At 67.5% G+C, this 20,996-nt stretch carries 20 protein-coding genes; 8 read left to right on the forward strand and 12 right to left on the reverse strand.

Translation table 11 applies throughout. The annotated features are described in order from the left end of the window. Positions 1 to 24: 24 nt before the first annotated feature. The 4 genes from AC3DEZ_RS18310 (at position 25) to AC3DEZ_RS18325 (ending at position 4,018) form a co-directional block, all read left to right on the forward strand. Positions 25 to 1,533, forward strand: coding sequence for an AlkA N-terminal domain-containing protein (locus tag AC3DEZ_RS18310; protein ID WP_488389511.1), 1,509 nt, complete (start codon positions 25 to 27; stop codon positions 1,531 to 1,533). Further along, positions 1,530 to 2,036 (forward strand): methylated-DNA--[protein]-cysteine S-methyltransferase, encoded by a 507-nt coding sequence (locus AC3DEZ_RS18315; RefSeq protein WP_488389512.1) that lies wholly within the window; start codon positions 1,530 to 1,532, stop codon positions 2,034 to 2,036. Before AC3DEZ_RS18310 ends, AC3DEZ_RS18315 begins: the two co-directional genes overlap by 4 nt. A 26-nt stretch (positions 2,037 to 2,062) precedes the next feature. After that, positions 2,063 to 3,298 carry an imidazolonepropionase gene (gene hutI, locus AC3DEZ_RS18320; RefSeq protein WP_488389513.1) on the forward strand — a complete coding sequence of 412 codons (1,236 nt, stop codon included), beginning with the start codon at positions 2,063 to 2,065 and terminating at the stop codon, positions 3,296 to 3,298. An 87-nt stretch (positions 3,299 to 3,385) separates the two neighbouring features. Beyond that, positions 3,386 to 4,018 (forward strand): LysE family translocator, encoded by a 633-nt coding sequence (locus AC3DEZ_RS18325; protein WP_488389514.1) that lies wholly within the window; start codon positions 3,386 to 3,388, stop codon positions 4,016 to 4,018. A gap of 109 nt (positions 4,019 to 4,127) precedes the next feature. On the opposite strand, the gene AC3DEZ_RS18330 is transcribed toward AC3DEZ_RS18325, so the two are convergent. Further along, the gene (locus AC3DEZ_RS18330; RefSeq protein WP_249888513.1) at positions 4,128 to 4,304 is read right to left on the reverse strand and encodes a 30S ribosomal protein THX; all 177 of its coding nucleotides are present in this window, start codon (positions 4,302 to 4,304) and stop codon (positions 4,128 to 4,130) included. A gap of 113 nt (positions 4,305 to 4,417) precedes the next feature. After that, positions 4,418 to 4,825 (reverse strand): MerC domain-containing protein, encoded by a 408-nt coding sequence (locus AC3DEZ_RS18335; protein ID WP_488389515.1) that lies wholly within the window; start codon positions 4,823 to 4,825, stop codon positions 4,418 to 4,420. A gap of 96 nt (positions 4,826 to 4,921) precedes the next feature. Here AC3DEZ_RS18335 and AC3DEZ_RS18340 point away from each other — a divergent pair, with 96 nt between their 5' ends. From AC3DEZ_RS18340 to AC3DEZ_RS18350, 3 genes are all read left to right on the forward strand, one after another. Next, a complete protein-coding gene (locus AC3DEZ_RS18340) occupies positions 4,922 to 7,102 on the forward strand; it encodes a TonB-dependent receptor (RefSeq protein WP_488389516.1) in 2,181 nt (726 codons plus the stop codon). A 241-nt stretch (positions 7,103 to 7,343) separates the two neighbouring features. Further along, on the forward strand, positions 7,344 to 7,781 hold the full coding sequence (locus tag AC3DEZ_RS18345; RefSeq protein ID WP_488389517.1) for a MarR family winged helix-turn-helix transcriptional regulator: 438 nt from the start codon (positions 7,344 to 7,346) through the stop codon (positions 7,779 to 7,781). Beyond that, positions 7,778 to 9,004 (forward strand): MFS transporter, encoded by a 1,227-nt coding sequence (locus AC3DEZ_RS18350; RefSeq protein WP_488389518.1) that lies wholly within the window; start codon positions 7,778 to 7,780, stop codon positions 9,002 to 9,004. Before AC3DEZ_RS18345 ends, AC3DEZ_RS18350 begins: the two co-directional genes overlap by 4 nt. A 111-nt stretch (positions 9,005 to 9,115) precedes the next feature. On the opposite strand, the gene AC3DEZ_RS18355 is transcribed toward AC3DEZ_RS18350, so the two are convergent. After that, positions 9,116 to 9,616: a transcriptional repressor gene (locus AC3DEZ_RS18355; protein ID WP_192199269.1), complete on the reverse strand. Its 501-nt coding sequence runs from the start codon at positions 9,614 to 9,616 to the stop codon at positions 9,116 to 9,118. A 13-nt stretch (positions 9,617 to 9,629) separates the two neighbouring features. Beyond that, positions 9,630 to 11,036 (reverse strand): glutamate--tRNA ligase, encoded by a 1,407-nt coding sequence (gltX, locus tag AC3DEZ_RS18360; RefSeq protein WP_488389519.1) that lies wholly within the window; start codon positions 11,034 to 11,036, stop codon positions 9,630 to 9,632. Between the two features lie 183 nt (positions 11,037 to 11,219). Here gltX and lpxH point away from each other — a divergent pair, with 183 nt between their 5' ends. Beyond that, positions 11,220 to 11,969 carry a UDP-2,3-diacylglucosamine diphosphatase gene (lpxH, locus tag AC3DEZ_RS18365; protein ID WP_488389520.1) on the forward strand — a complete coding sequence of 250 codons (750 nt, stop codon included), beginning with the start codon at positions 11,220 to 11,222 and terminating at the stop codon, positions 11,967 to 11,969. 68 nt (positions 11,970 to 12,037) lie between these two features. Here the strand turns inward: lpxH and AC3DEZ_RS18370 are convergent, their stop codons facing one another. The 8 genes from AC3DEZ_RS18370 to AC3DEZ_RS18405 form a co-directional block, all read right to left on the reverse strand. Further along, on the reverse strand, positions 12,038 to 12,856 hold the full coding sequence (locus tag AC3DEZ_RS18370; protein ID WP_488389521.1) for a ferritin-like domain-containing protein: 819 nt from the start codon (positions 12,854 to 12,856) through the stop codon (positions 12,038 to 12,040). A 98-nt stretch (positions 12,857 to 12,954) separates the two neighbouring features. Then, a complete protein-coding gene (gene purF, locus AC3DEZ_RS18375; RefSeq protein ID WP_488389522.1) occupies positions 12,955 to 14,424 on the reverse strand; it encodes an amidophosphoribosyltransferase in 1,470 nt (489 codons plus the stop codon). A 21-nt stretch (positions 14,425 to 14,445) separates the two neighbouring features. Further along, complete coding sequence (locus AC3DEZ_RS18380) at positions 14,446 to 15,033, reverse strand: CvpA family protein (RefSeq protein ID WP_488389523.1); 588 nt, start codon at positions 15,031 to 15,033, stop codon at positions 14,446 to 14,448. Positions 15,034 to 15,049: 16 nt separating this feature from the next. Next, positions 15,050 to 16,054, reverse strand: coding sequence for an SPOR domain-containing protein (locus AC3DEZ_RS18385; protein ID WP_488389524.1), 1,005 nt, complete (start codon positions 16,052 to 16,054; stop codon positions 15,050 to 15,052). Positions 16,055 to 16,121: 67 nt separating this feature from the next. Further along, complete coding sequence (folC, locus tag AC3DEZ_RS18390) at positions 16,122 to 17,399, reverse strand: bifunctional tetrahydrofolate synthase/dihydrofolate synthase (RefSeq protein WP_488389525.1); 1,278 nt, start codon at positions 17,397 to 17,399, stop codon at positions 16,122 to 16,124. Between the two features lie 2 nt (positions 17,400 to 17,401). After that, on the reverse strand, positions 17,402 to 17,980 hold the full coding sequence (locus AC3DEZ_RS18395; RefSeq protein ID WP_488389526.1) for a hypothetical protein: 579 nt from the start codon (positions 17,978 to 17,980) through the stop codon (positions 17,402 to 17,404). A 22-nt stretch (positions 17,981 to 18,002) separates the two neighbouring features. Beyond that, positions 18,003 to 18,647, reverse strand: coding sequence for a histidine phosphatase family protein (locus tag AC3DEZ_RS18400; RefSeq protein ID WP_488389527.1), 645 nt, complete (start codon positions 18,645 to 18,647; stop codon positions 18,003 to 18,005). Positions 18,648 to 18,772: 125 nt separating this feature from the next. Then, a complete protein-coding gene (locus AC3DEZ_RS18405) occupies positions 18,773 to 20,944 on the reverse strand; it encodes a S46 family peptidase (RefSeq protein ID WP_488389528.1) in 2,172 nt (723 codons plus the stop codon). Positions 20,945 to 20,996 lie beyond the last annotated feature (52 nt).

Here is a 20,996-nt window from a genome sequence, read left to right on the forward strand (position 1 = left end):
CGGGGGCGGTGCTAGCCTGCACCCATGTCCACCGCCCACGCCCATGCCGGCCTGCCCGATCACCGCGTCTGCGAACAGGCGCGGCTGAGCCGGGACCCGCGCTTCGACGGCCTGTTCTTCACCGCCGTCACCAGTACCCGCATCTATTGCCGGCCGGTCTGTCCGGCGCCGGCGCCCAAGCCGGTCAACGTCACCTACTACCCGAACGCCGCGGCGGCGGAAGCCGATGGTTTCCGTCCCTGCCTGCGCTGCCGGCCCGAGCTGTCGCCCGGCGATGGAACATGGCGGCGGGGCGACGAAACCGTGGCCCGCGCGCTCAAGCTGATCGACCAGGGCGCGCTGGCCGATCGTCCGCTGGCGGATCTGGCCGGTTCGCTGGGCCTGGGCGAACGCCAGTTGCGGCGCCTGTTCAACGACCGGCTGGGTGCCAGCCCGATCGGCGTGCATGGCACCCGTCGACTGCTGTTCGCCAAGCAACTGCTCACCGAAACGCGCCTGCCGATCACCCAGGTCGCGCTGGCCGCCGGATTCGGCAGCCTGACCCGTTTCAACACCACGTTCCGCGAAGCCTACCGGATGGCACCGCGCGATCTGCGCAAGCGCGAATCGGGAGTGGATGACGAAGGCGTGGTCCTGCGGCTCGGCTATCGCCCACCCTACGATTTCGAGGCGATGCTGGACTTCCTGCGCGGCCGCGCGCTGCCCGGCGTGGAACACGTGGACGCGGATGGTTATGCGCGGGTCATCGGCGACGTCGATGCGCCGGGCTGGCTGCGGGTCAGCCGCTGGAGCGCGAAGCCCGACGATCACGCGCTCCGGCTGGAACTTCACGGCGCGGCTCCCGCGCAACTGCTCGCCATCGTCGGCCGGATCCGCCGCATGTTCGATCTGGACGCGGATCCGCAGGCGATCGCGCGGGCGCTGGGATCGGATCCACGTCTGCGTCCGCTGTTGCGCAAGCGACCCGGCCTGCGCCTGCCCAGCGGCTGGGACGGCTTCGAGATCGCGGTGCGCGCCATCATCGGCCAGCAGGTCAGCGTGGCCGCCGCACGCACCCTGACCGCGCGCCTGGCCCAGCAGCACGGTACGCCCTTGCCGATCCCGTTCGGTCCCGGCCTCGCGCACCTGTTCCCGTCCCCCGGGGCGCTGGTGGATGTGGATCTCACCGTGATCGGCCTGACCCGCGCGCGCGCCGCCACCATCAATGCGATGGCACGCGCACTGCTGGACGACCGTGTCGATTTCCGTGGCGAACGCACGCTGGAGGATTTCACCGCGCGCTGGGTCGCCCTGCCCGGCATCGGCCCGTGGACGGCCAATTACATGGCCATGCGCGCGCTTGGCCATCCCGATGCATTCCCCGCCGACGATCTCGTATTGCAGAAAGCCGTACCCGCCGACGGCAGCCGGATGAACGCCAAGGCGCTCACCGCCCGCGCCGAAGCCTGGCGTCCCTGGCGCGCCTACGCGGTGATCCAGCTGTGGCGCGACAGCATGCCCGCCCCAAAACCCTTGCCTGCTTCCACGCCATGAACACTCTCCTGCACTACCGCCATATCGACAGCCCGGTCGGTCCACTGCTGCTGGTCGCCGATGATGCCGCCCTGCGCGTGATCGAGTTCGACAATCCGCGCCATCCGTACAAGCGATCACCGGACTGGCAACCGGGCGACAACCCGGTGATGCGCGAAACGGCGCGCCAGTTGGACGAATACTTCCGCGGTGAGCGTCAGCAGTTCGATCTGCCGCTCGCGCCGCAGGGGACCGATTTCCAGCGCATCGTCTGGCACACCCTCGCCGACATTCCCTACGGACGGACCATCAGCTACGCGGAACTGGCGCGGCGCGTGGACAAACCGACCGCCACCCGCGCGGTTGGCGCGGCGAACGGGCGCAACCCGCTCCCCATCGTGCTGCCCTGCCACCGCGTGATCGGCGCGGATGGCAGTCTGACCGGATTCGGTGGCGGCCTGCCGACCAAGCAGTACCTGCTGACGCTGGAAGGCGCATTGCCGGCCGGTGATCTGTTCGGATGAACGGCGCGGCGTTCTAGAATGGCCGCATGAGCGCCTCTCCCCCGCATGCTTCCGACGGCGTCCTGCTGGACGCGAATCTGATCACACTGAACGGCGATGCCGGTTACGGCGTCATCGAACGCGGCGTACTGGCCTGGCGCGACGGCCTGCTGGATTTCGTCGGCAGCCGTGCGGAATGGGATCGCCAGGCGCCCCATGATGAACGCGCAACGCGGGTCCAGGCGGATGGCCAGTGGGTGACACCCGGCCTGGTCGACAGTCACACCCATACCGTGTTCGCCGGGGATCGCGCCGGTGAATTCGAACAGCGCCTGCAAGGCGTGAGTTACGAGGAAATCGCGCGCGCCGGCGGCGGCATCGTCTCCACCGTGCGCGCCACCCGCGACGCCAGCGAGGACGAACTGTTGGCGCAGTCGCTGCCGCGCGCGCGCGCGCTGCTCGCCGATGGCGTGACCACGCTGGAAATCAAGTCCGGCTACGGACTGGATCTGGTCAACGAGCGCAAGATGCTGCGGGTCGCGCGCCGGATCGGCGAGCAGCTCGGCATCACCGTGCGCACCACCTTCCTCGGTGCGCACGCACTGCCGCCGGAATACAGCGGACGCGCGGACGCCTACATCGATGCGGTCTGCGAATGGTTGCCGCAACTGCACGCCGAAGGCCTGGTCGATGCGGTGGACGCGTTCTGCGAACGCATCGCCTTCGACACCGCGCAGACCCGCCGGGTGTTCGAGGCCGCGCGCGCGCTCGGCCTGCCGGTCAAACTGCATGCGGATCAGTTGAGCGATGGGCATGGCGCCGCGCTGGTCGCGGAGTTCGATGGCCTGTCGGCGGATCACGTCGAATACACCTCCGAGGAGAGCGTGCGCGCGATGGCGCGGCACGGCACGGTCGCGGTGCTGCTGCCGGGCGCCTTCCACGTACTGCGCGAAACGAAATTGCCTCCCCTGGAAGCATTCCGCACCCATGGCGTGCCGATGGCGGTGGCGACCGACTGCAATCCCGGCACCGCGCCATTGCAGTCGCTGCGGCTGGCGATGTCGCTGGCGTGCACGCATTTCCGGCTCACCCCGGAAGAAGCCCTGCGCGGCGTCACCACGCAGGGCGCACGCGCACTGGGGCTGGCGGATCGCGGTGTCCTGGCGGCGGGCCGGCGCGCCGACTTCGTGATCTGGAACATCGCCCGGCCCGCGCAGTTGAGCTACTGGCTGGGCGGCGAACTGACGGCAGGCGTCTATGCCGGCGGCCGGCGCGTGCGCTGAAGATCCGCTTCCGCCCTTCACCCGCGCGAACGAAGAAACATCGCCCGCGATGCGGGTCCCACGCTTCTTTTCCCAGAGAACACCACCATGCCGGAACCCTCCACCCTGGCCACTTTCGCCCTCATCTGTCTGGGCATGGTGCTGACGCCGGGCCCGAACATGATCTACCTCGTATCCCGGTCGATCTCGCAGGGGCGGATGGCCGGCCTTGTTTCGCTGGGCGGCGTCGCCCTGGGTTTCGTGTTCTACGTGCTGTGCGCGGCCTTCGGCATCACCGCGTTGATGATGGCGGTTCCCTACGCCTACGACGCCTTGCGCCTCGGCGGCGCGCTGTACCTGCTCTACCTCGCGTGGCAGGCCATCCGACCGGGTGGACGCTCACCGTTCCAGGTGCGCGACCTGCCCCGGGACGGTCCCCGCAAATTGTTCGCGATGGGTTTCGCCACCACCCTGCTCAATCCCAAGGTCGCGGTGATGTACCTGTCACTGCTGCCGCAGTTCATCGATCCGGCCCATGGCAGCGTGCTGTCCCAATCGCTGCTGCTCGGGTTCACGCAGATCTCGGTGAGCGTCAGCGTCAATGCCCTGATTGTCGCCATGGCGGGCTCGATCGCCATGCTCATCGGCCAGCGCCCGCTGTGGCAGACCGTGCAGCGTTGGCTGATGGGCACCGTGCTGGCGGGCCTGGCCGCGCGCATGCTGGCCGAAGGCCGCCGCTGATCGGCCTCTCGGGGCCGACCCGCACCGGAATGAAGCGCAAAGAAAAACCCCGGCGCGAACCGGGGTTTTCTTTTCCCGCGGCCGGATCCGCGGATCCGGTGCGGAAGGCTCAAGCCTTGGCGACGGCCTTCTTGGCCACGGCCTTCTTGACCGGGGCCTTCACCACAGTCTTCTTGGCGGTCGCCGTCGCGGCGACACCGGCCTTGGCCACGGCGCTCTTGCGCGCGTTGCCGTAGCTGGACACGTAGCGCTTGCCCTTGGCGGTCTTGCGGTCACCCTTGCCCATCGTCGTTCTCCTGATTCATTGAATTGCCGCGCTGGCGAAACGACCCGGGCGGGGCCGTGCGCGAGGCCGCAAAGCCTATCACAGCGGGGCCTGAAAGCCTTGGCCCGCGCGTCTCAGTGCGCGCAGCTGGCGTCGTGGATGTGCCAGTGGTTCAGCCGCAGGTTCACCAGATGGGCCAGCCCGACCAGGGTTCCGCCCAGGGTCATGACGATGGCATGGATGAGCACCGGCTCGTGCAGCGGCGGGTACAGCACACCCGACCAGAGCGTGACCAGTCCGACGACGAGCAGGCCCAGCGCCCGGAACGCGCGATGTCGGCGATAGCCCCAGAGCAGGCTGAACAAGCCCAGCACGGTCACGAACACCACGAATGCCCGCTCGAACCCGTCGCCCAGCCACGCCGACAGGCCCAGCGATGGAATCGCCGCCAGCAGGAAGGGAGTGAGCGCGCAATGGATGGCGCAGATCATCGAACCGGTGGCGCCAAAGCGATCCAGCAGGCGGCGGAAACGTTCGTTCATGGCGGCAAGTATGACTTCCGGGAGGGGTGACTTCTCGATATTGGTATATTATAACATTCGTCAAGCCCTTTCCATCCCTACCGGACCACCTCCTCCATGAAGCCATCCCCTCTGCCCCGCCGCCACCTGCTGGTCAGCGCCCTGGCGCTCGCCGTCCTTGCCCCCGCTGGCGGGGCCATGGCCGCCGATGCCGATTCCGACACGCCACAGCGGAATACCCGCGATCTGGATGCCGTCGTGGTGACCGCATCGCCGCTGAAAGGCAGCACGGAATCACTGGCCAAACCGGTGGAGGTCCTGGTCGGCGAAGAACTGGATCGCAGCAAGGCGGCCACTCTCGGTGACACCGTCGCCAAGTTGCCGGGCGTGCAGACCACCTTCTTCGGCACCGGCGTCGGCCGCCCGATCATCCGCGGCCAGGAAGGACCGCGCGTGCAGGTGCTGTCCGGCGGCATCGGTTCGATGGACGCCTCCACCGTCAGCGCCGACCACGCGGTCACCATCGAGCCGTTCCTGGCCGATCAGATTGAAGTGCTGAAGGGACCCGCCACCCTGCTGTTCGGCAGCGGCGCGATCGGCGGCGCGGTCAACGTGGTCGATGGCCGGCTGCCCGACACCCTGCCCGAGGATCCCTTCAGCGGCCGGATGGAAGTGCGCGGTAACACCGTCAACGACGAACGCAGTGGCATGTTCCGGCTGGACGGTGTGAACGGCGACTGGGTGCTGCATGTGGATGGCCTGGTCCGCAATACCGACGACTACGACATCCCCGGCTACGCCATCCTCGAACATCACGAGGAAGGCGAAGAGGATCATGCGCACGAGGAAGCGCAACCCAAGGGCACGCTGCCCAACAGCTCGGTGCGCACCCGCGCCGGCGCGGTCGGCGCCACATGGCTGGGCGAGAAGGCCTACTTCGGCCTGGCCGCCAGCACCTATCGCAACAACTACGGCATTCCCGCCGGCGCGCACGTCCATGATGACGGCCACGGCCATGGGCACGAAGGCGAAGAAGAGGAGCCGCACGAGGAAGAAGGTCCTGTTCGCATCGACATGGTGCAGAACCGCATCGATCTGAAGGCCGGCGTCTACGATCCGTTTTCGTTCCTGCAGGCGATCAACCTGCGTGGCGCCTACAACGACTACGAGCACGTCGAACTGGAAGGCGGCCAGCCGGCCACCCGCTTCACCAACCGTGGACGCGAACTCCGCCTTGAAGCGGTGCAGAAGGAACTCGCCGGCTGGCGCGGCGCCTTTGGCCTGCAGTACGGGCGCAGCGATTTCGGCGCGATCGGCGAGGAAGCTTTCGTCCCCGCGACGGTCACCGACACGCTCGGCGTGTTCGTGGTGCAGGAAAAGGACTTCGGTCCCTGGAAGCTGGAGCTCGGCGGCCGCCATGATCAGGTGAAGCTGGATCCGGCGGGCCATGCGGAACGCGACTTCAACGTGACCAGCCTGTCCGGCGCGGCGATCTGGCGCATCAGCCCGATGTTCGATCTTCGCTTCGGTCTGGACAGCGCCGAACGCGCGCCCACCAACGAGGAGCTGTTCGCCGCCGGCACCCACGTCGCCACCCAGTCGGTGGAGATCGGCGACGCCAATCTCGACAAGGAGCGCAGCCGCCGCGCGGAAATCGGCCTGCACGCGCATACCGATCGCGTCGAATTCAAGCTGGCCGTCTACCAGACCAACTTCAAGGACTTCATCTATCTCGCCGACACCGGCATCGAGGAAGGCCTGCCGGTGCGGCTGTGGACGCAGCAGGACGCGAAGTTCAAGGGCGCCGAAGCGGAAGCGCGCATCAAGTTGATCGATTCCGATACGGCCGGTGCCTGGGACCTGCGGCTGTTCGGCGACACCGTGCGCGCGGAACTGGATGGCAGTGGCACGCGCAACGTGCAATTCGACGTTCCACATGGCGACCACTCGCATCACTACGCGGTCGATCTGGCCCAGGGCGGCAACCTGCCGCGCATCGCGCCCACCCGTTTCGGCGCGAATCTCGACTGGTCGCTGGGCGGCTGGCGCGCCTCGGTCGGCGCCGTCCGCTACGCCAAGCAGGATGAGGTGGCCCGGAACGAGGAGCCCAGCCCCGCCTACACCCTGGTCGACGCCCACCTGGCGTATCGCTGGGATCGGCCGGAAACCAGCTGGGAACTGTTCCTGGATGGCAGCAACCTGACCGACCAGGAAGCACGCCCGCATACCTCGCTGCTGCGCGATTTCTCGCCGCTGCCGGGCCGCGGCGTGGCGTTCGGCATCCGCGCCTACTTCTGACGGGCCTCTCTCCGCCTGTGCGAAGCACGGCCACCCGCAAGGGTGGCCGTTTTGTTTGGGAAGTGGCATCGGGCTGTCCTGTAGCGCCGAGCTCGTTCGGCGGCTTTGACCTCCCCACGCAAGCGATCGCGTCAGCGGAGCGAACTCCGCTCTACGGCGCAGGGGTTCCCACGCCCTTGTGGGTCATTGATTTATGTGCATATGCACATATAATCCGATTTCCGCCCCGGATCCGTGCCTCATGTCCTCCTTCCGCAGCCCCTGCACCTGCTTCCATCTGCGTCGGGCGACCCGCCGGGTTACCCAGATCTATGACCACGAACTGGCGGCGGTGGATCTGAGCCTCAACCAGTACAGCATCCTGCGCCGGGCCGGCGAATCATCGCGCACACTCGGCAGCCTTGCCGACGAACTCGGCATGGACCGCACCACCCTCACCCGCAACCTCAAGCCGCTGCTGGCCGCTGGCCTGCTGGTGGAGACGCGTGGCGAAGATGCGCGCCAGCGCCTGCTGCAACTGGGCGATGCGGGTCGCGCGCGACTGGACGCGGCGCGCCCTCACTGGCAGCGCGCGCAACGGATCATCGACGAGGCGTTCGGCGCCGACGCGGTCTCCCGCCTGCACGCCGATCTCGACACCCTGACCGAACGCCTGCATGCCCAGGAGACCGCAGAATGACCGCCACTCCCCGCATGCCCTGGGCCTTGCTGCTCGCGGCCGCCGCGACGCTCATGATCACGATGGGTGCGCGCCAGACCACCGGCCTGTTCGTCGCGCCGATCCATGAAAGCACCGGCGTCGGCATCGCCGCGATCAGTTTCGCCCTGGCGGTTGGCCAGTTCACCTGGGGCGCGGTGCAGCCGGTATTCGGTGCGATCGCCGACAAGCGCGGCTCGACCGGCGTGCTGGTGCTGGGCGCGGTGCTGCTGGCCATCGGCCTCGCCCTCACGCCGTGGATGACCTCGCAATGGGGCCTGATGTTTACCCTCGGCCTGCTGACCGCGGCGGGCGCGGGCGCGGGCAGTTTCTCGATCCTGATCGGCGCCACCGCACAGCAGTTGGCCCCGGAGAAGCGCTCCTTCGCGGCCGGCTTCATCAATGCGGGCGGCTCGATGGGACAGTTCGTGTTCGCACCGCTGGTGCAGATGATGATCAGCGTCGCCGGCTGGGCCACCGCGATGTACGGACTGGCGCTGGCCTCGCTGGCCGCGATTCCACTGGCCTGGCCGCTGCGTCGGCGAGCGGTGCCGGCGCCCGCCGCGAGTTCCGACGGCGCACCGCCCGCCGTGGAAATCACCCTGCGCGAACAGATCCGCATCGCCCTGCGCGATCGCAGTTACTGGATGCTGCATCTGGGCTTTTTCACCTGCGGCGTGCACATCGCCTTCCTGGTCACCCACCTGCCCGGCGAGATCGCGCTGTGTGGCCTGCCGGCCAGCGTTTCCGCCGCTTCCATCGCGCTGATCGGCCTGTTCAACGTCGCCGGCAGTCTCGCGGCGGGCGCGCTGGGCCAGCGCTTCCGGATGAAGTGGATCCTGGCGGTGATGTATGCCAGCCGCGCGGTGATGATCGCGATCTACCTGATGTCACCGCCGACGCCAATCACCTTCTACGTATTCGCCGCGGCGCTGGGTTTCACCTGGCTGGCGACCGTGCCACCCACCGCCGGCCTGGTCGGCAAGCTGTTCGGCCCGCGCTACCTGGGCACGCTGTTCGGCCTGACCCTGCTCTCGCATCAGCTCGGCGGCTTCTTCGGCGCCTGGCTGGGCGGCGTGGTGATGGAGCGCTTCGGCAACTATTCGCTGATGTGGTACGCCGACATGGGACTCGCCCTGCTGGCCGCCGCGGCCAACCTGCCGATCCGCGAGAACGCGCCGAGGCTCAAGCTGGCGACGGCCTGATCACCCGGATGACGCCCGCATGTCCCTTGTGGGAGCGACGCAAGTCGCGATGAGCGGATACGTGAAAAGCATCGCGACTTGCGTCGCTCCCACAAGGGACTCGGCGATGCATCAATCCGCGCTGGCGGCTTCCGCGCAGCGGGCGCACAGGCCGTGCACTTCCAGGGTCTGCGCCTGCGGCTGGAAGCCCAGCGCCTTGGCGCGCCGTTCGAGCTGATCGACCACTTCGCGGTCTTCCAGCTCCACCGCGCTGTGGCAGCGATCGCAGATCAGGAACGGCACCGAATGCTGGGCGCTGTTGGGATGATGGCAGGCGACGAAGGCGTTGACCGATTCCAGCTTGTGGACGAAACCATTCGCCATCAGGAAGTCCAGCGCGCGGTACACCGTCGGCGGCGCATCCGCGCCCACGCCTTTGGTCGCACGCACCCAGTCCAGCAGTTCATACGCCTTCACCGGCTTGCCGGCATCGGCGATCAGTTCCAGCACGCGCGCACGGATCGGCGTCAACCGCAGGCCGCGTTCCTGGCAGGCGTGCTCGACCGCGCGCACGAAACCGCGCGCGTCGCTGACATGGTGCTTCGGATCCGTACAACTGTGCGTCTTGGGCATGGGGTCCCTCGTTTCAGGCCGCTCCGCCTGTCTTGATAAGCGCTGCATCGATGCGTTTCAAGGCCTGCTCGCGGCCTGCCAGATAGACCGTCTGGGAGATATCGGGACTCACCTGGGTGCCGGTGATCGCCACCCGCATCGGCTGGGCGACCTTGCCCATGCCGGTTTCCAGCGCGGTGGCGGTGTCGTGCAGGGCGGCGGAAACCGATTCGACGGTCCATTCCGCCGCCTGCGCCAGCAGCTCCCGCGCCTTGGCCAGCGGTGCGTGCGCGGCGGCGGTGAGATGCTTGGCGACCGCGGCCTCGTCATAGGTCTCCAGCGGCAGGTACCACACGGCGGCACGCTCGGCCATTTCCTTCAGCGTCTGCACGCGATCGCGCATGGCCACCACCACATCGGCCGGACGCGGTCCCCGGTCGACATCCAGACCCAGCTTGCGCAACTGGTACTCCAGATGCGGCGCGACGCTGCCCGGCTCGTCCGACTTCAGGTAGTGCTGGTTGACCCAGCCCAGCTTGGCCATGTCCAGCCGCGCGGCCTTGGAATTGACGTCCTCCACCGAGAACAGATCGATCAGTTCCTGGCGGCTGAAGAGTTCCTGGTCGCCATGCGACCAGCCCAGCCGCGCCAGGTAGTTGATCAGCGCGTGCGGCAGGTAGCCGGCGTCCTTGTACTGCATCACGTCGGCCGCGCCGGTGCGCTTGGACAGCTTGGCGCCCTGCTCGTCCAGGATCATCGGCATGTGCGCGAACTTCGGCACCGGCACGCCCAACGCCTCGTAGATGTTGATCTGGCGCGGGGTGTTGTTGATATGGTCGTCGCCGCGGATCACATCGGTGATGCGCATGTCCCAGTCGTCCACCACCACCGCGAAGTTGTAGGTGGGGAAACCGTCCGGACGGAAGATCACCATGTCGTCGAGCTCGCTGTTGCTGATCTCGATGCGGCCTTTGATGCGATCGTCGAACACCACGCTGCCTTCGGTGGGATTCCTGAACCGGATCACCCGGTTGGGATCTTCGCGGTACGGCAGGTTCAGATCGCGGGCGCGGCCGTCGTAGCGCGGCTTCTGCTGGGCGGCCATCGCCGCCTCGCGCATGGCGTCGAGTTCTTCCTTGCTCTCGTAGGCGTAGTACGCCTTGCCATCGGCGACGAGCTGCTCGGCGACCTGGCGATAACGGTCGATGCGCCGGGTCTGGTAGATCGGGCCTTCGTCGTAGTCCAGGCCCAGCCAGTCCATCGCTTCCAGGATCGCGTCGATGGCGGCCTGGGTGCTGCGCTCGCGATCGGTGTCCTCGATGCGCAGGATGAAATCGCCGCCCCGATGCCGCGCTTCCAGCCAGCAGTACAGCGCGGTGCGCGCACCGCCGATATGCAGATAACCGGTGGGACTGGGGGCGAAACGGGTACGGCAGGTCATGGACGGACTCGGCAAACTGAATGGGGCGATTTTACCTTGACGGCGGGGATTGGGGATTCGGGATTCCGGATCCGGAGCGCAGCCAAAGGATCGCCGGAAGCCCGTTCCGTTTGAACTTCGGCTTCCAGCGGCGAAATGGCCCGTGCCCCCCAATCCCCAATCCCCGCCTTATCATCCTCCCCCATGACCACGCTTTTCATCTCCGACCTGCACCTGGACGCCGAACGCCCGGCGATCACCGAACTGTTCGGCGCCTTCATGCATCGCGAGGGCCGTCAGGCCGAGGCGGTGTACATCCTGGGCGATCTGTTCGAAGCCTGGGTCGGCGACGATGACCCCTCCGAAACCGGTGCCTACGTGGCCGACCGCATCCGCGAAGTGGTCGATCTGGGCGTGTCCGTGTATTTCATCCGCGGCAACCGCGATTTCCTGGTCGGCGACGCCTTCGCCCGCCGCGCCGGCATGCGCATCCTGCCGGATCCGGCGGTGGTCACCCTGTACGGCCGCCCGACCCTGCTGATGCACGGCGATCTGCTCTGCACCGACGATGTCGCCTACCAGCAGTTCCGTGCGCAGACCCGCGATCCGGCGTGGCAGCGGCAGTTTCTGGGTCAACCGCTGGCCGCGCGCCTGGCGTTCGCCGCGCAGGCCCGCGCCGCCAGCCAGGCGCGTCAGCAGGGCATGATCAAGGCCGATCGCGCGCAGTTCGAAACCGTCACCGACGTGACCCCGGCCACCGTGGAAGCGACCCTGCGCCGGTTCGGCGTGGACACGCTGATCCATGGCCACACCCACCGTCCCGCCCTCCACGATCTCGATATCGATGGACGCGCCTGCCGGCGCATCGTGCTGGGTGACTGGTACGAACAGGGTTCGGTGCTGCGGGTGGACGCGACCGACTGGGTTCTCGAATCCCTGCCCTTCGCCCCGTAGAGCGGAGCTTGTTCCGCCGACGCCCCGGCAACCGGAGCGACAACGTCTCGGACAAGCCCGCGTCAGCCTCAGCGCGGAGCTTCCGCCTGCAGGGCGAGAAGTTCGTCCTCGTCAAAACCAGCCAGCAACCGGGCCTGCAGATTGAACGGACCATGCAGGTAACCACCGGCATACTCCTTCAACAGTTCACGGAATCGCCGCCGCGGATCGATGCCGGCGCGCTCGCAGTACCAGCGGTACCAACGCGATCCAGCGGCGACGTGCGCGACTTCCTCGCGCAGGATGATGTCCAGGATGTCGGCGGTGGCGTTGTCGCCGAGCTCACGCAGTTTGACGATCATCCCGGGCGTGACATCGAGTCCGCGCGCCTCCAGCACGCGCGGCACCAGCGCCATCCGTGACAGGCCGTCATGCGCGGTCTTCTCGGTCATTTCCCACAGGCCGTTGTGGGCGTCGAAGTCGCCGTAGTCGTGGCCATACTCGCGCAGGCGATCGCGCAGCAATACGAAATGGCGCGATTCGTCATCCGCCACGGCCACCCAGTCGGCGTAGAACGCATCCGGCAATCCGCGAAAGCGGTAAACCGCGTCCCACGCCAGGTCGATGGCGTTGAGCTCGATATGCGCGATGGCGTGGATGAAGGCCGCCCTGCCCTGCGGATTGCCCAGGCCGCGGCGCGGCAGGTCGCGTGGATGCACCAGCGTCGGCCGCGGCGGCCGTCCGGGCATGCGAATGGGATCGGGAGCCGACGTCTCCGTTGGAATCGCGAGTTCGCCGCGCCGGAATGCGTCGGCGCATCGCCGGGTCAGCGCCACCTTGTCATCGACGACCGCCGCGTCCAGGCAGATCCGCGCGGCGTCAAACAGATTGGCCGGCAAGGCACTCAAGACAAGACTGGATGCTTCACGTGGTTCGGCCCCGGCCCTTGCCAATCCCGAATCCCCAATCCCGGTTCTCAACGGCCGCAGGCCGGTCATCCCGGCCTTCAGGACACCCGGCGCTTGCGCTTGGCCTCGTCCGAGCGCGCCTGCTGGATGCGCTCGAAATAGCCAGGCTCGATGCCGGTGACGTATTCGCCATCGAAGCAGGAGGAATCGAACTTGGTCAGCTGCGGATTGCCTTCGCGCACCGCCGCTTCCAGATCTTCGAGATCCTGGTAGACCAGCCAATCGCAGCCGAGCAGCTTCTCGATTTCCTCGACGCTGCGGTCGTGCGCGACGAGTTCATCCACCGCCGGCATGTCGATGCCGTAGATGTTGGGATGGCGCACCGGCGGCGCCGCCGAGGCCAGATAGACCTTGCGCGCGCCCGCGTCGCGCGCCATCTGCACGATCTGCTGCGAAGTGGTGCCACGCACGATCGAGTCGTCGACCAGCAGCACCACCCGGTTGCGGAATTCCAGGTGGATCGGATTGAGCTTGCGGCGCACCGATTTCACCCGTTCGCTCTGGCCCGGCATGATGAACGTGCGGCCGACATAGCGGTTCTTGATGAAACCCTCGCGGTACTTCACGCCCAGCACGTTGGAGATTTCCAGCGCGGCGTCGCGCGAAGTGTCCGGAATCGGGATGATGGTGTCGATGTCGTGATCCGGGCGCAGGCGCAGGATCTTCTCGCCCAGCTTCACGCCCATGCGCATGCGCGCCTTGTGCACCGAAACATTGTCGATCATCGAATCCGGACGGGCGAAGTAGACGTACTCGAAGATGCACGGCGCATGCTGCTTGGCATCCACGCAAATCTCGGAGAACAGCTCGCCGCGCGCGGTGATCACCAGCGCCTCGCCGGGCAGCACGTCGCGCACGCGCTGGAAACCCAGGATGTCCAGCGCGGCCGATTCCGAGGCCACGATGTACTCGATGCCCTCGTTGTGTTCCCGCTTGCCCAGCACCAGCGGGCGGATCCCGTTGGGATCGCGGAACGCCACCAGGCCCAGGCCCAGCACCACGCTGACCACGGCATAGCCACCGCGTACGCGGCGATGCACGCCGGCGACCGCGCGGATGGCCGTTTCCGGCGACAGCGTGCGCTGCAGATCCAGCTCGTGCGCGAACACGTTCAGCAGCACTTCGCTGTCGGATTCGGTATTGATGTTGCGGCGATCCTGGGCGAACACTTCCTGGCGCAGCGCCTCGGTGTTGATCAGGTTGCCGTTGTGCGCCAGGGCGATGCCGTAGGGCGAATTGACGTAGAACGGCTGCGCTTCGTCCATGCCCTCGGAGCCGGCGGTCGGATAGCGGCAATGGGCGATGCCCACCCGGCCTTCCAGCACGCTCATGGCCTTGGCGTTGAACACATCGCGGACCAGCCCGTTGTCCTTGTGCACGCGCAGGCGCGTGCCGTCGGCGGTGGCGATGCCGGCGGCGTCCTGCCCTCGGTGTTGAAGGACGGTCAGCCCGTCATAGAGCTGGCCGGCAACATTCTGGTGGCCGACGATGCCGACGATACCGCACATGGATGACGCTCTCCGGTTCGATCAGTTCGAAGCTGGCGGGGAATCTGGAGCTTGCTGCGCGCCGGTCTCGTCCAGCGGCGGGGGCAAGGCGGGAAGGACGCCATTATCGCCTGCCGGAGGTCCGAAGCCCAAATCCAGTTCCGATACGGTCCATTCCGGCAACCAGCGGCTCAGCCATTGCGCGCCCGGCAGCAGCACCGGCACCAGCCGTGACTGCGCCCAGGACGGCTCGCGCGGCAGATCGGTGAAGCCGGCCAGCAGGACCAGGATGCACGCGATCAGCGCGCCACGCGCCAGTCCCAGCGCCAGCCCCAGCATGCGATCCAGCGCCGACAGGCCGATCGCCTTCACCAGCAGCCGGACCACCCAGCCGACCAGACCGACCACGATCATCACCACGATGAAGCTGAGCGCATAGCCGCCGAACAGCTCCGTCGCGCCCGGCGTACCGCCTTCGGCCAGGATGCCGGCGACCTGCGCGCCATAGTGGAACGCCACCCAGCCGGCCAGCAGCCAGGCCAGCAGCGAGGCCAATGCGCCGATGAAACCGCGCAGCAGGCCGAACAGGGCCGACGCGCCGATGACGGCGGCCAGCACGAGGTCGATCATCGGCATCCGTCGGGCATCAGGGATGCGGACGGACCATGCCGTTGATGCCGAACTTGGCCGCCACCTGCGCCTTCAGCTGATCGGCGTCGGTGCGGCTGGCGACCGGTCCCACCCGTACGCGGCTGAGGGTGCCCTTGTCGGTACGGACCTGCTCGACGAAGGCGCTGAAGCCGCCGGCACGGACTTTGTCGCGCAACGCGTTGGCTTCCGCGGCCTTGGAGAACGCCCCCAGTTGCACGGCGAAACCGACACTGCTGGCCGCCGGCTTGGGCGGCTCGGGCCTGGCCGCCGGCTTCTCGGCCGGCGCGGTCGCGGGCTTGGCCGGGGACGTGGCGGCGGCGGTGGCCGGCACCGGGGAGGGCTTGGCCGGTGCGGGTTTGGCCGGCTCCGGCGGCAGGGCCTGCGTGGTGACCGCCGGCGTCGGCGCGGCCGCCTGGGCCACGGACGGCGTGGTCGTCGCGGCGGCCGGGGAGGCGGCGGTCTCGGCGCCGGCGTCGAGCACGACGACCTGTGCCTTCACGTCACCGCGGATTTTCACCGCCTCCAGCCGCTGGGATTCGGCGATGGCGCGATCCGGATAGGGTCCGATGCGCACGCGATAGGCGCTGCGGCCATTGACGGTGGCGGCTTCACGATAACCGGGCAGCCCGCCCTGCTTGAGCCGGGCGATGACCGCGTCGGCATCCGCGGAGGTCGCGTAGGCGCCGAAACTGACCGCGTAATTGCCACCGGCGGTCGTCGCCGGCATCAACCCGCGGTCCGCCGGAGCGGCGGCATCCGGCGAAGTCGCCGGGGTCGCGGCGGGCAGGCCGACGACGCCATTGGCGGGCGCGCCGTCGGGCGTGACCAGCGGCAGCTCGCGCGTCTCGTACTGTCCCTCGGGTGCGTCCGGCACCTTCAACGGCACATCGGAAACCCCGCTGTCGGGGGCCGGCCCCTTGACCAGCATCGGCAGGAAGATGACCGCCAGCGCGACCAGGACGATCGCGCCGATCAGACGCTGTTTCAGAGCAGTATCCATCAGTACCCACGCTACGCCGCGGCGAGAATGCCGCGGCGATTATACGGTGCCCGTTCCGGGCTTCCCGTCATTCGGATGAACGCAGGGTGCGCAGTGCTTCGGCGGCGGTGTGGAAGGAACCGAAGACAAGGATGCGGGAGCCCGCGCTCGCCTGCCCCCGCGCCGACGCCAGTGCCGCCGCCACATCGGCGTGGCGCTGCCCGCCCGCGGCGTCGGAGTCCTGCAGGCGTCCGGCCAGCGCCGCCACGTCCTGCCCGCGTGGCGTATCCGGCTCCAGCCCCGCCAGATGCCAGTGCACGTCCAGGCCGTCGAATGCGGCGACCACGCCCGCCGCATCCTTGTCGGCCAGCGCGGCGTACACCAGTTGTGTCGGCGCGGCAGGTTGCGCGCGCAGCCACGCGGCCAGTTCGCGCGCGGCCTGCGGGTTGTGGCCGACGTCGACCACGATGTCCACACCGTCGCGCACCAGCGTCTGCAACCGCCCCGGCAGGCGCGCGGCGGCGATGCCTTCGGCGAACGCGGCTTCCGGCGGCGGGGTGTCGAGCGCGCGCAGCGCGGCGATCGCGGCGGCGGCATTGTTGCGCTGGACCGGCGCGGCCAGCGGTGGATTCGGCAATTCGAGTTCCGCGCCGACTTCGCGCCAGCGCCAACGGTGTTCGTCGATGGTCTCCTGGAAGAAATCGCTGCCCAGCCGCAACGCGTTGGCGCCGATCGCATAGGCATGCCGCAGCACGCTGGATGGCGAATCGATTTCACCCAGCACCAGCGGCTTCCAGGCGCGCGCGATGCCGGCCTTCTCCTGGCCGATGCTTTCGCGATCCGGTCCCAGCCAATCGACATGATCGATGTCCACCGTGGTGATCACCGCGACATCGGGATCCACCAGGTTCACCGCGTCCAGACGACCGCCCAGGCCGACTTCCAGCACCGCCAGATCCAGCTGCGCCTGCTGGAACAACCACAGCGCCGCCAGCGTGCCGAATTCGAAATAGGTCAGCGGCAACTCGCCACGCGCGGTTTCCACCGCGGCGAACGCGGCGATCAGTTGCGTGTCGCCGGCCTCGTCGCCGTCGATGCGCACGCGCTCGTTGTAGCGCAGCAGGTGCGGCGAGGTGTACGCACCCACCCGCCAGCCGGCGGCGCGGGCGATGGATTCGATGAAAGCGACCGTCGAGCCCTTCCCGTTGGTGCCGCCCACCGTGATCACCTGCGCGGCCGGGCGGACCAGCCCCAGCGCATCGGCCACCGCGCGCACGCGCTCCAGGCCCATCTCGATGGATTTCGGATGCTGGCGCTCGATGTAGGCGAGCCAGTCATCGAGGGTCTGCGGGAGAGAGGAAACCATGTTCAATCCTGGGAGTAGACGTGCTGGATGCTGAAACCCAGCACGGAGCGGCGGCCGGTCAGCACCACTCCGACCTGCTGATTCGGATGACGATCGTAGAACGCTTCGCGGATGCACAGATAGGAGGGAAACGCGCCTTCCATCGGGCCGCCGTACAGCCGGTAATCGCAGGAACGGCGGCTGTGGCTGTAGCGGGTTTCCATCGCGTGGGTTTCACGGACTTCGCTGCCGAACACGCGGGTGAACGTCCACGGCAGGGTCTTGATGGCGATCAGCCATGAAACAAAACCCAGCATCAGCGGAATGGCCAGCAACAGGAACAGGAACCTGGGCAGGCCCCGGTCCACCAACTGGCCCATGCGCCCCCTGCGGCTGGCATGGGCGAACAGCAGCGCCGTCTCGATCACGCCGACGATCAGGAAGATCACCGCCATGTGGATGCCCCGCAACGCCGGGGCCGGTGCGAAGTCGACGAACATGCCGGCGAGCACGAGGATCAGTACCGCCACTGCCGCCGACGTGCTGATCCACTGTTCGCGGGTCGGCTGTTCGCTGCCGAACACACCTTGCTTCCAGCCCATGCCGGACGTCGCCGCGATCGGGCTACAGTGCGCGGTGCTTGGCTTCGCCGAAGAACGGCGTGTGGTGGGCGCAGTCGTTCAGACGCACCACTTCCAGCCGCTCCACGTCCGGGCCTTCCAGCAGGTTGAGGGTGGTCGGCGCCTGGCGGAAGGTCCACAGCTTGGCGATCGGCAGGCCGAGCACGCGGCACAGGATGACCCGGTTCACCGCGTCATGCGCGACCACCAGCAGGGTATCGCCATCGCCCAGACCTTCGGCCGCGCGCGCGAGGCCGCGCCAGGAACGATCCAGCACCTGCCGCAGCGATTCACCGCCCGGCATCAGCACGGTGTCGGGTTCCTCGCGCCAGGCCTGCAGGCGCGCCGGATCCTTCTCGTGGATTTCGCTGGCCAGCAGGCCTTCCCACTCGCCATGGGCGATTTCCTGCAGATCCGCGTCGGTGGTCAGCATGTCGGCGCGCGACTGTCCGAGCGCATGGCGGGCCGTGGTGGCCGCGCGGGTCAGCGGCGAAGCCACCGCGCGGGTAATCGGAAGATCCTGCAACCGTTGCCCCAGTGCCTGCGCCTGCGATTCGCCAATCGGCGAGAGGGGAATGTCGATCTGGCCCTGGTAGCGGCCTTCGGCGTTCCACGGCGTTTCGCCGTGACGGGCAAGCAGGATGCGCATGCGTGGGGAATTCCGGCTGGGGGAAGCGCCATTTCCAACCGTGGAAACGGCGACGGGAGCGGATCATACCGCTCCCGTCGCCCGGTTCCGCCCTTTTTCCCAGGGTCAGACCATTTTCCGACCGCTTACTTCACCGCCGGAACGTTCATTTCCTTCAGCAACTGCGGCGCCGGGTAGACCTCCTGCATGATCCAGCGCAGGTAACGGCCGTCCACCGCGATCATGCGGGTCATCTTGGGATCGAACACCCAGTTGGAACTGACCGACTCCCAGTTGCCGTCGAACGCCAGGCCGATCAGCTTGCCGTTCGCGTCCAGCACCGGCGAACCGGAGTTGCCGCCGGTGATGTCCAGATCCGACAGATAGTTGACCGGCACCGAGCCCAGGCGCTTGTCTTCCAGACCGCCGTAACGCTTGGCCTTGACCGCGTCCAGCAGCGCCTTCGGCGAATCGAACGGATCCTGTCCGGTTTCCTTGGCGACCACGCCTTCCAGGGTGGTGAACGGGGTGTAGGCCACACCGTCCTTGGGCTCGTACCCCATCACGTTGCCGAAGGTGATGCGCAGCGACAGATTGGCGTCCGGATAGACGAATTCGCCCTGGCTCTTCTTGTAGTCGGCCAGCGCCTGCAGGAACACCGGACGCGCGACCAGCGATTCGCCCATGCGGGTCTTGCGTTCCTGCTCCAGCTTCAGCAGGGTCGGCATCACCGCCACCGCGTACTGGATGGCCGGGTCGCTGCTGGCCTCGAATGCCTTGCGATCGGCCTTCAGCCACTTCAGGCGTTCCTCGGTGTTGCCCAGCCGGGTGCCGGCCAGCTTGTCGAGCGCGCGGTTGACCGCGGCGGCATCGTTGCCGCCCAGCCACGCGTCGACCGCGGCCACGTGCTGGGCCGCCGGCAACTTCACGTACTCGTTGAGCCAGTACTGCTGGATCTGACGATCCATCGCCGGCACGTAACGGCGCTCCATCTGCTTCATCGCGCCTTCGATGCCCGGCAGATCGCGTTCCTGGTAGCCGGATTCACGCGCGGTGTTGGGTTTTTCGTTTTCGATCGCCAGACGGTACAGCGTGCTCGCCACGCCGATCACGCCGCTGTTGCCGAACTGGCCGACCACCAGATCGCGATCGCGGGTGGTCCTGGCCTGGTCGGCCAGCGCCACCAGCTTGGCATGCGCGTCCAGCGCCGCCTTGCCCTGGCCGCCCTGGCCCTTGAGCCAGTTCAGCACCGCGGATTCCTCGGTGTGCTTCTGGCCGGCGGCGTCGATGCGTTTGAAGCCTTCCAGCTGGCCTTCGAAATTCTTGCTGGTGTTGTTCCAGCCGGCCATGCTGCTGGCGTACTTCACCGCGATGTCCGGGTTGGTCTTGCCGGCGGCCTTCACCATCTCGATCAGCGCCTTGTAGTGGCGCGCGACGGTCGGATAGGTCCAGCTCGCGGTGTTGTCGAACTCGGTGGCCAGCGCGTAGCGGTTGGTGGAACCCGGATAGCCGGCCACCATCACGAAATCGCCGGCGCCCAGCGGTTGATCGGCGAACTTCAGCCAATGCTTCGGCTGGTAAGGCACGTTGTCCTTGGAGAACGCGGCCGGTTTGCCGTCCTTGCCGACATAGGCGCGATAGAACGAGAAGTCGCCGGTGTGGCGCGGCCACATCCAGTTGTCGATGTCCCCGCCGAACTTGCCGACGCTGCCCGGAGGCGCATACGCCAGACGCACGTCCTTGATTTCCAGGTTCTTGAACAGGCGATAGGTGTTGCCGCCGGAGAAGCTGTACAGGCGGCAGCGGAAACCGGCTTCGGCCTCGCAATCGGCGACCAGTTTCTTGTCGAACGCTTCCAGCGCCTGGGTGCGCGCCAGCGGATCGTTGCCGGCGGCGGCGATTGCGGCCCTGGCCTCGGCGGTCACGTCCTTGATGTCGTCGAGCACGTAGACGCGCGCGTTGGGGCCGGCGCTGACTTCATCGGCGAGGGTCGGGGCGTTGAAGCCGTCCTTGATCAGATTCTTCTCGGCGGTCGAATTGAGCTGGATGGCGCCGTACGCGCAATGGTGGTTGGTGACCACCAGGCCCTGCGGGGAGACGAAGCTGGCGGTGCAGCCACCCAGCGCGACCACCGCGCCCATCGGGTCGCCGGTCAGGTTGGACAACTGCTCGGGCGACAGTTTCAGGCCGGCTTTCTTCAGCGGACCGGCGATCTCCGGCAGCTGCTGCGGCACCCACATGCCCTCTCCGGCATGGGCGAGGCCGGCCGGCGCGAGGCAGGCGACGGCGAGTGAGGCAGCAAGCAGGTTAAGGCGCATGGGTACATCCCCTCGGAAAAATGAGCGTTAGATTGTAACGGTCGGGGCCGCC

This window comes from Pseudoxanthomonas sp. 134C1 (genome assembly GCF_057773065.1).

Coding starts and splice junctions, on each gene's coding strand:
- AC3DEZ_RS18380 (WP_488389523.1), bottom strand. CDS start 15,033: ATGATCGACCTCGTGCTGGCCGCCGTCATCGGCGCGTCGGCCCTGTTC.
- AC3DEZ_RS18310 (WP_488389511.1), top strand. CDS start 25: ATGTCCACCGCCCACGCCCATGCCGGCCTGCCCGATCACCGCGTCTGC.
- hutI (WP_488389513.1), top strand. CDS start 2,063: ATGAGCGCCTCTCCCCCGCATGCTTCCGACGGCGTCCTGCTGGACGCG.
- AC3DEZ_RS18355 (WP_192199269.1), bottom strand. CDS start 9,616: ATGCCCAAGACGCACAGTTGTACGGATCCGAAGCACCATGTCAGCGAC.
- lpxH (WP_488389520.1), top strand. CDS start 11,220: ATGACCACGCTTTTCATCTCCGACCTGCACCTGGACGCCGAACGCCCG.
- AC3DEZ_RS18325 (WP_488389514.1), top strand. CDS start 3,386: ATGCCGGAACCCTCCACCCTGGCCACTTTCGCCCTCATCTGTCTGGGC.
- AC3DEZ_RS18330 (WP_249888513.1), bottom strand. CDS start 4,304: ATGGGCAAGGGTGACCGCAAGACCGCCAAGGGCAAGCGCTACGTGTCC.
- AC3DEZ_RS18340 (WP_488389516.1), top strand. CDS start 4,922: ATGAAGCCATCCCCTCTGCCCCGCCGCCACCTGCTGGTCAGCGCCCTG.
- AC3DEZ_RS18400 (WP_488389527.1), bottom strand. CDS start 18,647: ATGCGCATCCTGCTTGCCCGTCACGGCGAAACGCCGTGGAACGCCGAA.
- folC (WP_488389525.1), bottom strand. CDS start 17,399: ATGGTTTCCTCTCTCCCGCAGACCCTCGATGACTGGCTCGCCTACATC.
- AC3DEZ_RS18395 (WP_488389526.1), bottom strand. CDS start 17,980: ATGGGCTGGAAGCAAGGTGTGTTCGGCAGCGAACAGCCGACCCGCGAA.
- AC3DEZ_RS18315 (WP_488389512.1), top strand. CDS start 1,530: ATGAACACTCTCCTGCACTACCGCCATATCGACAGCCCGGTCGGTCCA.
- purF (WP_488389522.1), bottom strand. CDS start 14,424: ATGTGCGGTATCGTCGGCATCGTCGGCCACCAGAATGTTGCCGGCCAG.
- AC3DEZ_RS18405 (WP_488389528.1), bottom strand. CDS start 20,944: ATGCGCCTTAACCTGCTTGCTGCCTCACTCGCCGTCGCCTGCCTCGCG.
- AC3DEZ_RS18385 (WP_488389524.1), bottom strand. CDS start 16,054: ATGGATACTGCTCTGAAACAGCGTCTGATCGGCGCGATCGTCCTGGTC.
- AC3DEZ_RS18350 (WP_488389518.1), top strand. CDS start 7,778: ATGACCGCCACTCCCCGCATGCCCTGGGCCTTGCTGCTCGCGGCCGCC.
- gltX (WP_488389519.1), bottom strand. CDS start 11,036: ATGACCTGCCGTACCCGTTTCGCCCCCAGTCCCACCGGTTATCTGCAT.
- AC3DEZ_RS18345 (WP_488389517.1), top strand. CDS start 7,344: ATGTCCTCCTTCCGCAGCCCCTGCACCTGCTTCCATCTGCGTCGGGCG.
- AC3DEZ_RS18335 (WP_488389515.1), bottom strand. CDS start 4,825: ATGAACGAACGTTTCCGCCGCCTGCTGGATCGCTTTGGCGCCACCGGT.